Source organism: Sulfitobacter sp. HI0129, assembly GCF_001635395.1.
GTDB lineage: Bacteria > Pseudomonadota > Alphaproteobacteria > Rhodobacterales > Rhodobacteraceae > Sulfitobacter.
This window is the reverse complement of the sequence record NZ_LWGH01000367.1, coordinates 1-8919: the sequence shown is the minus strand read 5'-3', so window position 1 is coordinate 8919 and position 8919 is coordinate 1. Positions and strand designations below refer to the sequence as shown.

Genomic DNA, 8919 nt, shown 5'->3' with positions numbered 1-8919 from the left:
GGCGTTCTTCACATGCTCCTGCAGGGCCTTGACGGTCCGGGCGTCGCCCGTGGCCCCCTCCACCAGCACCACATGGGCCTGGACGATGGCACCGCGCGCATCGTCGGGCTTGCCCACCACGGCGCATTCGCTGACCGACGGGTGAGAAAGCAGCGCGGCCTCCACCTCCGGGCCCGCGATGTTGTAGCCCGACGAGATGATCATGTCGTCGTTGCGCGCGGCGAAATGCAGATAGCCATCCGCGTCCATCACGAAACTGTCGCCGGTGATGTTCCAGCCGTCCTGCACATAGGCCGCCTGACGCGCGTCCGACAGATAGCGGCACCCTGTGGGCCCGCGCACCGCCAGCCGACCCACTTCACCGTGCGGCACATCGTTACCGTGTTCGTCGATGATACGGGCCTCATATCCCGTGACCGGCTTGCCGGTACAGGCGGCGCGGTGATCGTCGAAGCGGTTGGAGATGAAGATATGGAGCATCTCTGTCGCGCCGATCCCGTCCAGCATCGGCTTGCCGGTCTTTTCCTTCCAGTCGTGATAGACTGGGGCGGGCAGCGTCTCGCCCGCGCTGACGGCGGCGCGCAGGCTCGACAGGTCTGCACCTTCCTCCATCGCCTGCAACATCGCACGATAGGCCGTGGGCGCGGTAAAGCAGACGGTCGCCTTATATTTCTCGATAATCTCGATCATGTTGGGCGGGCTGGCGGTCTCCAGCAGCGTCGCCGCCGCCCCGAAGCGAAGCGGAAAGACGGCAAGCCCGCCAAGCCCGAAGGTAAAGGCTAGCGGCGGCGAGCCCACGAAGACATCCTCGGGCACCACCTGCAGCACCTCGCGCGCGTAGCCATCCGCGATGATCAAGAGGTCCCGATGGAAATGCATCGTGGCCTTCGGGCTGCCCGTGGTGCCCGAGGTAAATCCCAAAAGCGCCACATCGTCCTGCGCGGTATCGGCGGCCTCGAACTGGACGGGCTTTTCCAGCGCCGCCCGGTCAAGCTCCGCGTCATGGTTGCTGGTGCCGTCGAAGCCCACCACCGTGCGCAGATGGTCGGACGTCTTGGCACAGGTGGTCAGCTCATCCATCAGGCGCGTGTCGCAAAGCGCGTGGCTGATTTCTGCCTTGTCCACGATGGCGGCCAATTCGCCCGCTCGCAGCATGGGCATGGTGTTGACGACCACCGCCCCCGCCTTTGTCGCGGCGAGCCAGCAGGCCACCATCGCCGGGTTGTTGACGGACCGGATGAGCACGCGGTTGCCCGGCTTCACCCCGAAGTTTTCGACCAGCGCCGCCGCCAGCCGGTTCGTCCAGTCGGCCAGCTCCTTGTAGGTCCGCCTGCGCCCGTTCCCGATCAACGCGGTATGATCACCGAACCCCTTTTTCACCATGGCATCGGTCAGTTCCACGCCAAGGTTCAGCCGGTCCGGATAATCGAACCCGCCAAGCAGGAAGTCGGGCCATTGGTCCTGCGGCGGCAGGTTGTCCCGCGCGAAACTGTCCAGATGTCCAGAGCGCTTCAGCATGTCATCCTCCTCCCAACGTCTGCCGCGCGATGACGACGCGCTGCACGTCGGACGCGCCTTCGTAGATACGCAACGCGCGGATTTCGCGGTAAAGCCGCTCGACCGTCTCGCCGTGCCGCACGCCGTCGCCGCCGTGCAACTGAACCGCCCGGTCGATCACCTGCTGCGCATGATCCGTCGCAAAGAGCTTGGCCATCGCGGCCTCGCGGGTGACGCGGGCCGCTCCGCTGTCCTTCGTCCAGGCGGCGCGGTAGACCAGCAGCGCGGAGGCATCCACATCCACCGCCATATCCGCGATATGGCCCTGCACCATCTGCAAATCCGCAAGCGGCGCGCCCTGCACCTCGCGCCGGGTCACGCGCCCGATCGCCTCGTCGAGCGCCCGGCTAGCAAAGCCCAGCGCCGCTGCCGCCACGGTGGAGCGGAACACATCGAGCACCGACATGGCGATGCCGAAGCCCCGGCCCGCTTCGCCAATCAGCGCAGACCCCGGTACCTTCACGCCGTCGAAATGCAGCGTGGCCAAGGGATGCGGCGCCATGACCTCCAGCCGTTCTTCGATCTTCAGCCCCGGCGTGTCTGCGGGCACAACGAAGGCGGAAAGCCCCTTGGCGCCCGGCGCCTCCCCCGTGCGGGCAAAGACGGTATAGACATCGGCGATCCCGCCGTTCGAAATCCAGGTCTTGCGCCCATTGAGCAAGAATCCATTCCCATCGGGCGCCGCCGTCATGGTCGAATTGGCCACGTCCGACCCCGATTGCGGCTCGGTCAGCGCAAAGGCCGAAATCGCCTCACCTGCCCGCGTACGCTCCAGCCAGCCGCGCTGTTCCTCGGTGCCGAAAAGCGAAATCGCCCCGGTCCCCAGCCCCTGCATGGCAAAGGCGAAATCGGCCAATCCGTCATGCCGCGCCAGCGTTTCGCGGACAAGACAGAGCGAGCGCACATCAAGCGTCTCGCCCGCGCCCGCGCCCGAATGGCGCAGCCAGCCGCCCGCGCCCAGCATCCGTACCAACTGCCGGCAGGCGGCATCGGTATCCGAATGATCCACGTCGCATAGATTGCGCGTGGCCCAGTCGTCCAGCGCCTCGGCCAGTTCGCGGTGCCGCGCCTCGAAGAACGGCCAGAGCAGGTAGCTGCGATCAGCCATGCGCGAAGCCTCCGCTTCCAAATGGTTTAAAATCCCCGCCGGAGGCTCCCACATCCGCCACGATCAATCCCCCTCGAAAACGGGCTTTTCCTTCGCCACGAAAGCCTTGTAGGCCCGTTCGAAATCACCCGTCTGCATGCAGATGGCCTGCGCCTGCGCCTCTGCCTCGATGGCCTGTTCGATCGACATCGACCATTCCTGCGCCAGCATCGTCTTGGTCATCATATGGGCAAAGTTGGGTCCCGCTTTGATCTGGCGGGCCAATGTCAGCGCCGCCTCGTCCAGTTCGCCCGCCTCTACGAGCCGGTTGAAGAACCCCCAGCGCTCGCCCTCCTCCGCGCTCATGGAGCGCCCGGTATAAAGCAGTTCCGCCGCGCGCGTCTGGCCGATGATGCGCGGCAGGATGGCACAGGCCCCCATGTCGCAGCCCGCAAGGCCCACGCGGGTGAACAGGAAGGCGGTCTTTGCCTCGGGCGTGGCGATGCGCAGGTCCGATGCCATCGCGATGATGGCCCCCGCGCCCACGCAGATCCCGTCCACCGCCGCGATGACGGGTTTGCCGCAATTCACGATGGCCTTCACCAGATCGCCGGTCATCCGGGTGAACTGAAGAAGCTCCTTCATCGACATACGTGTGAGCGGGCCGATGATGTCATGCACATCCCCGCCCGAACTGAAGTTGCCGCCATTGGAGCCGAAGATCACCACATCGACATCGTCGGCGTAGACGAGATCGCGGAACCAGTCGCGCAATTCGGCATAGCTGTCGAAGGTCAGCGGGTTCTTGCGGTCGGGCCGGTCCAGCCGCACGGTGGCGATCCGGTCTTTGATGCTGCAGTCGAAATGCTGCACGTCACTGCGCATGGGCGTTTTCCTTTGTTTCCGCGGCGGCTGCGATGGCCGCCAGTTTTCCGGCCATGTAGCGGGCGTCCTCGGCGGAGACGTCAGCCAGCATGGTATCGATCCAGGCCTCATGGGCCTGCGCCTGCCGGGCGAACTCGGTCTTTCCGCGGCGGGTCAGGCGCAGCACCATGGCCCGGCGGTCGCCGGGCACCGGCACGCGCTCCACCAGCCCTTCTTCGGCCAGACGGTCCGCGATACCGGTGACATTGCCGTTGGAGACGCGCAGCACGCCCGAAAGCTGGCTCATCTTCAGCCCGTCCGGATGCCGCGAGAGCGCGGCCAGCATGTCAAAGCGCGGCAGCGTGGTCGCGAATTCGACGCGCAGCTTTTCGCGCAGATGCGCGTCGATCCCCCGCGTCAGCTTCAGCAGGCGCAGCCACAGGCGCAGCCGGTCTTTCGACGGCAGGGCGTTCGATGGGGTGGGAGTGCTCATGTCTCTCCTCCCGACACGCTCAGCGCGTGGCCATTGACCATGGAAGCCCCCGGCGACGCGAGGTAGAGCGCGGCGGAGGTGACCTCCTCCACCGAGATGAGCCGCCCCACGGGATTGCCGGCCACCACCATCCGCGTCGCTTCCGCGCGGTCCACGCCGCGCCCCGCCATCACGCCGGTAATCGCGGCCTCGGCCAGATCGGTATCGACAAAACCGGGGCATATCGCGTTGCAGGTGATCCCCTTTTTCGCCACTTCCCGCGCGACCGAGCGCACGAGCCCCAGCACGCCATGCTTCGATGCCGTGTAGGCCGCCACCCGCGGCGCCCCCGAGAGCGCGGCGGTGGAGGCGACAGCAATCAGCCGCCCGCCCTTTTCCATGCCGCGCAGGGCGGCGCGAAAGGTCAGGAAGGTGCCGGTCATGTTCACCGCGATGGTGCGGTTCCAGTCCTCCAGCGTGGTCTCTGTCAGCGGGGCAGCGCGCCCCATGCCGGCATTGGCCACGACCACGTCAAAGGGCCGGTCGAACAGCGCCTCCACCGCGTCTTCATCCGTGACATCGGCGGTTACGCAGGTCATACCGCGCCCGCCGTCCGTTTCCTGCAGGGCCGCCATCTTGCGCCCGGCGATGGTGACATCCTCGCCCGCCGCCGCGAAGGCCCGCGCGATCCCGCGCCCGATGCCCGAACCGCCCCCGGTGACCAGAACGCGTCTCATACCTTTTCCACCTCTGCCGCGCGGTCGGCGAGCCGCCACGCCTGATCCCGCCCCGGCCCGTAGGGCAGCGGCCATGCGGCGTGCCGGTCGCCGATCGCCGCACCCTGCCGCAAGGTCCAGTATGGATCGGCCAGATGCGGCCGCGCCAGACAGACCAGATCGGCACGTCCGGCCATGAGAATGGAGTTGACGTGATCGGCCTCATAGATGTTGCCCACCGCCATCGTCTTGATGCCGCCGTCATTGCGGATACGATCCGAGAAGGGCGTCTGGAACATGCGCCCGTAGACCGGCTGCGCCTGCGTGCTGGTCTGCCCGGCGGAAACGTCGATGATATCCGCGCCCGCCGCATCGAACATGCGCGCGATCTCCACCGCTTCTTCCGGCGTCACCCCGTCATCGCCGGCCCAGTCGTTGGCCGAAATGCGCACCGCCATGGGTTTATGCTCCGGCCAGACCGCGCGCATGGCCCGAAAGACCTCCAGCGGGTAGCGCATCCGGTTTTCGAGGCTGCCGCCATATTCGTCTTTCCGCGTATTGCTGAGCGGGGAAATGAAGGAGGATATGAAATAACCATGCGCCGCATGAAGCTCGATCATGTCGAAATTCGCCCGGTCGGCCATTTCGGCGGCGGCGACGAAAGCATCGCGGATCTCGTCCATATCCTTGCGGGTGGCTGCGCGGGGGGCGGGATTATTGTCGGACCACGGGATCGCGCTGGCGCTCACGGTTTCCCAGTTGCCCGCCTTCAAGGGCGCGTCCATCTCTTCCCAGCCGAGCTGGGTGGAACCCTTGCGCCCGGAATGTCCGATCTGGCAGCAGATCTTCGCCTCCGTCTCCGCATGGACGAAATCGGTGAGGCGCTTCCACGCCGCCTCATGCTCCGGGGCGTAAAGACCCGGGCAACCCGGTGTGATGCGCCCCTCCGGCGAGACGCAGGTCATCTCCGTATAGACCAGCCCCGCCCCGCCTTTCGCGCGTTCGCCGTAATGGATGAGGTGCCAGTCCGTCGGGCAGCCGTCCACCGCCTTGTATTGCGCCATGGGCGAGACGACGACGCGATTAACCAACTCCATCTCGCGCAGCCGGAATGGCGCGAACATGGGCGCGCGCACCGGCCCGTTGGCCCCTGCCCCCGCCTGTTCCATGAACCACTTTTCCGCCCCCTCCAGCCATTTCGCGTCCCGCGCGCGCAGGTTCTCGTGGCTGATGCGCTGGCTGCGGGTGAGCATCGAATAGTTGAGCTGCACGGGATCGAGGTCGAGGTAGCGTTCAACGTCCTCGAACCATTCGACGGAATTCCGCGCCGCCGATTGCAGCCGCAGCACTTCGAGGCGGCGCGCCTCCTCGTATTTCTCGAAGGCGACCTTCAGGTCCGGCTCATCCGTCACATGACGCGCGAGCGAGATCGCGGATTCCAGCGCGAGCTTCGTGCCCGATCCGATGGAAAAATGCGCCGTGGCCGAGGCATCGCCCAGCAGCACGACGTTTTCGTGGCTCCACTTCTCGCAAAGCACACGCGGGAACCTGATCCATGCCGACCCGCGGATGTGGTTGGCATTGGTCATCAGCTTGTGACCGTCCAGATGATCCCTGAAGATCTCTTCGCAGATGGCGATGGTTTCCTGCTGGCTGATCTCCCCGAAACCGTAGGCATCGAAGGTCTTCTGCGAACACTCCACGATGAAGGTCGCGGTATCCTTGTCAAACTGGTAGGCATGGACCCAGATCCAACCCTTCTCCGTCTTTTCGAAGATGAAGGTGAAGGCGTCGTCGAACTTCTGATGCGTGCCGAGCCAGACGAAAGGGCAGCGCCGCACGTCGATATCGGGTTTGAACGTCTCCTCGAATTCCATCCGCGTCTTGGAATTGAGCCCGTCGCAGGCCACCACGAGGTCATAGTCCTGCATATAGTCGGAGGCGGCCTTCACCTCCGTCTCGAACTGCAGATCAACCCCCAGCGCGCGCGCCCTGTCCTGCAGGATCAGCAACAGGCGCTTGCGCCCGATGCCGCAGAACCCATGCCCCGTCGACAGGATCGTATGGCCCTTGTGATGCAACGCGATGTCGTCCCAATAGGCGAAATGGCTGCGGATCTCCTTGGCGGAAACGGGATCGTTGGCTTCGAGGTTGTCGAGCGTCTCGTCCGACAGCACGACGCCCCAGCCGAAAGTGTCATCGGCGCGGTTGCGCTCCAGCACCGTGACCTGCGCCTCCGGCTGCCGCAACTTCAGCGAGATCGCGAAGTAGAGCCCCGCCGGACCGCCCCCAAGACATATCGCACGCATGATGCGCCCCCCATCGACAGCGTCGGGGAAAGGCTAGAACGGCTGATTTTTTATTTCAAGAAAAAATATTTTAGCCTTAAAGTAAATTGTCGCACTTCAAACGAACCCGCGAACCGTCAAATCGTCAGGGGGTCAGCACCGTGACGCCGGGAATCCGTTGGATGGCCAGAACATCCTCGTCATAGACTTCGGTCAACTCCGCGACGAGCTCTTCCGTCCAGCCGGGCATGTCCAGTTCCTCTTCGATCTCTTCATCGAGCGCGAACTTGTCTAGGAAGGCCGCGATCACACGGCGCTTCTGCACTTCGGAAATATCGGGATGCGCCGACAGGTAGCCGCGGAAGCGTTCCACCCCCTCGTTGGACATGATCGAGGTCAGCAGATCGAACCCCCCGATGAGCTTTTCGTCAAACCCGATGCCCGCGATCTCCCGCAGGATATGCGACCAGATCAGCGGCGCATCCTCGTTGCACCAGACGGTGATGGGGATATCGGGCGCGGTTTCCCTGATCTGCGATATCGTCTCGGACCATTTCACATCCGCCGGTTCACGCCCGCCCCAGAATGCCGCATCGGAGGTATCCTGCGCCTCTTTCAGCAGGACCGGCAACAGCGTCGCCGGGTTGCGGATGGCGAAGAACAACTCGATCGGGTCCTCGGGAAAAAGCTGCGACATGCGCATCATCCGCACCGGCGCGGCGGGATAGAGCATGCCCTCCTGCATGGCGGTGGCCGGGGTGCGAAAGAAGTTGGCATCCGACAGGATCACCCGTTCGGCGGGCGCATCGTCCAGCATCGCGTCCAGCAGCACCTCCCGCGCCTCGGGGGAAGCGGGCGTCTTGTGCATGGCGTTGAGCGTGTCGCGAATGAGCGACCGGTAGCTGCCCGGCCCCGGCACGACGATACCCCGCGCCGCGAAATCATCAACGTTGCGCAGCAGGCATTTCAGTAACCGTTCGTCTTCGGTGAAATGCACGCCCGCATGTAAAACCAGCTGCATGTTTCTCGATCCGCCTTCAGGAAGTTCGTTGTTGAATACAGGGTTGGGACAAGGGTGTAAAACACCAAAGATGCCCCGATTTCCCCTCTTGCACGCCTTTGTGCAATCGCCTAAACGGACGCCCAGTGCCCCTATAGCTCAGCTGGTAGAGCAACTGATTTGTAATCAGTAGGTCCGCGGTTCGAGTCCGTGTGGGGGCACCATCTACCTCCCCTCTATTTCCGATACCCTCCCGACGCCGCACCTCGAACCGGCATCGCGCGCTCGCTCCCTTCCAAATGGTTCAAAATCCCCGCCGGAGGCAGGCAGCACGCGCGCCGCTGGCAGGGGTAACGCATCTTGCGAAAAAAGCGGCCCGGTCCTGGCCGCCCTCCCCCCTGTCGAATTGCGCAACGGGTCAAACAAGGGGCGACGGCCACGGCGTGCCGCCCCCATGGCTCAGCTTTTCAACCGGTCCACGATGGTCTGCGCGCTCACCGTGCCCAGTATCGCCCCGCCCTCGCCGACATGCAGTTGGGCATTGTCGCCCGAGAGCCGCTCGATCAGGTCGCGCACCGGGGTCTCGGCGGCCACCGTGTCACCCGGGCCCTTGGCGGCGGGGCCCATGACGTCGCGGGCGGTCAGGACGCCGAGCGGGTTCATGTTGGCGACGAAATCGGCCACGTAGTCCGATGCCGGGTTGGAGAAAATCTCCCTCGGGGTGCCGCATTGCACGATCCGCCCGCCTTCCATGATCGCGATGCGCCCGCCCAGTTTGAAGGCCTCGTCGAGATCGTGGCTGACGAAGATGATCGTCCGCTTCAGGTCGCGCTGCAGGTCCAGCAATTCGTCCTGCAACCTTGTGCGGATCAGCGGATCCAGCGCGGAGAAGGGCTCGTCCATCAGCAGGATCGGCGCTTCGGTGACGAAGGCGC

At 64.7% G+C, this 8919-nt stretch carries 7 protein-coding genes, 1 tRNA gene and 1 pseudogene; 1 reads left to right on the top strand and 8 read right to left on the bottom strand.

Features of this window, described 5'->3' with window-relative positions; translation table 11 throughout:
* From A3764_RS09365 to A3764_RS09335, 7 genes are all read right to left on the bottom strand, one after another.
* Positions 1-1518: AMP-binding protein (locus A3764_RS09365; protein ID WP_067951520.1), on the bottom strand; the 1518-nt coding region annotated here is incomplete at its 3' end.
* A gap of 1 nt (position 1519) precedes the next feature.
* A complete protein-coding gene (locus A3764_RS09360; protein WP_067921591.1) occupies positions 1520-2665 on the bottom strand; it encodes an acyl-CoA dehydrogenase family protein in 1146 nt (381 codons plus the stop codon).
* 63 nt (positions 2666-2728) lie between these two features.
* Positions 2729-3529, bottom strand: coding sequence for an enoyl-CoA hydratase family protein (locus A3764_RS09355; protein ID WP_067921589.1), 801 nt, complete (start codon positions 3527-3529; stop codon positions 2729-2731).
* Positions 3519-4001 (bottom strand): MarR family winged helix-turn-helix transcriptional regulator, encoded by a 483-nt coding sequence (locus A3764_RS09350; protein ID WP_067921585.1) that lies wholly within the window; start codon positions 3999-4001, stop codon positions 3519-3521. Before A3764_RS09350 ends, A3764_RS09355 begins: the two co-directional genes overlap by 11 nt.
* Positions 3998-4717, bottom strand: a complete 720-nt coding sequence (locus A3764_RS09345) for an SDR family NAD(P)-dependent oxidoreductase (RefSeq protein WP_067921582.1) — start codon at positions 4715-4717, stop codon at positions 3998-4000. Before A3764_RS09345 ends, A3764_RS09350 begins: the two co-directional genes overlap by 4 nt.
* On the bottom strand, positions 4714-7005 hold the full coding sequence (locus A3764_RS09340; RefSeq protein WP_067921580.1) for a bifunctional salicylyl-CoA 5-hydroxylase/oxidoreductase: 2292 nt from the start codon (positions 7003-7005) through the stop codon (positions 4714-4716). Before A3764_RS09340 ends, A3764_RS09345 begins: the two co-directional genes overlap by 4 nt.
* A 124-nt stretch (positions 7006-7129) precedes the next feature.
* Positions 7130-8005: a hypothetical protein gene (locus tag A3764_RS09335; RefSeq protein WP_067921572.1), complete on the bottom strand. Its 876-nt coding sequence runs from the start codon at positions 8003-8005 to the stop codon at positions 7130-7132.
* Between the two features lie 127 nt (positions 8006-8132).
* On the opposite strand from A3764_RS09335, the gene A3764_RS09330 reads away from it, so the two are divergent.
* Positions 8133-8208: transfer RNA gene (locus A3764_RS09330), tRNA-Thr, on the top strand.
* A gap of 235 nt (positions 8209-8443) precedes the next feature.
* On the opposite strand, the pseudogene A3764_RS09325 reads toward A3764_RS09330, so the two are convergent.
* Positions 8444-8919, bottom strand: a pseudogene (locus A3764_RS09325) (choline ABC transporter ATP-binding protein); the annotation flags it as partial.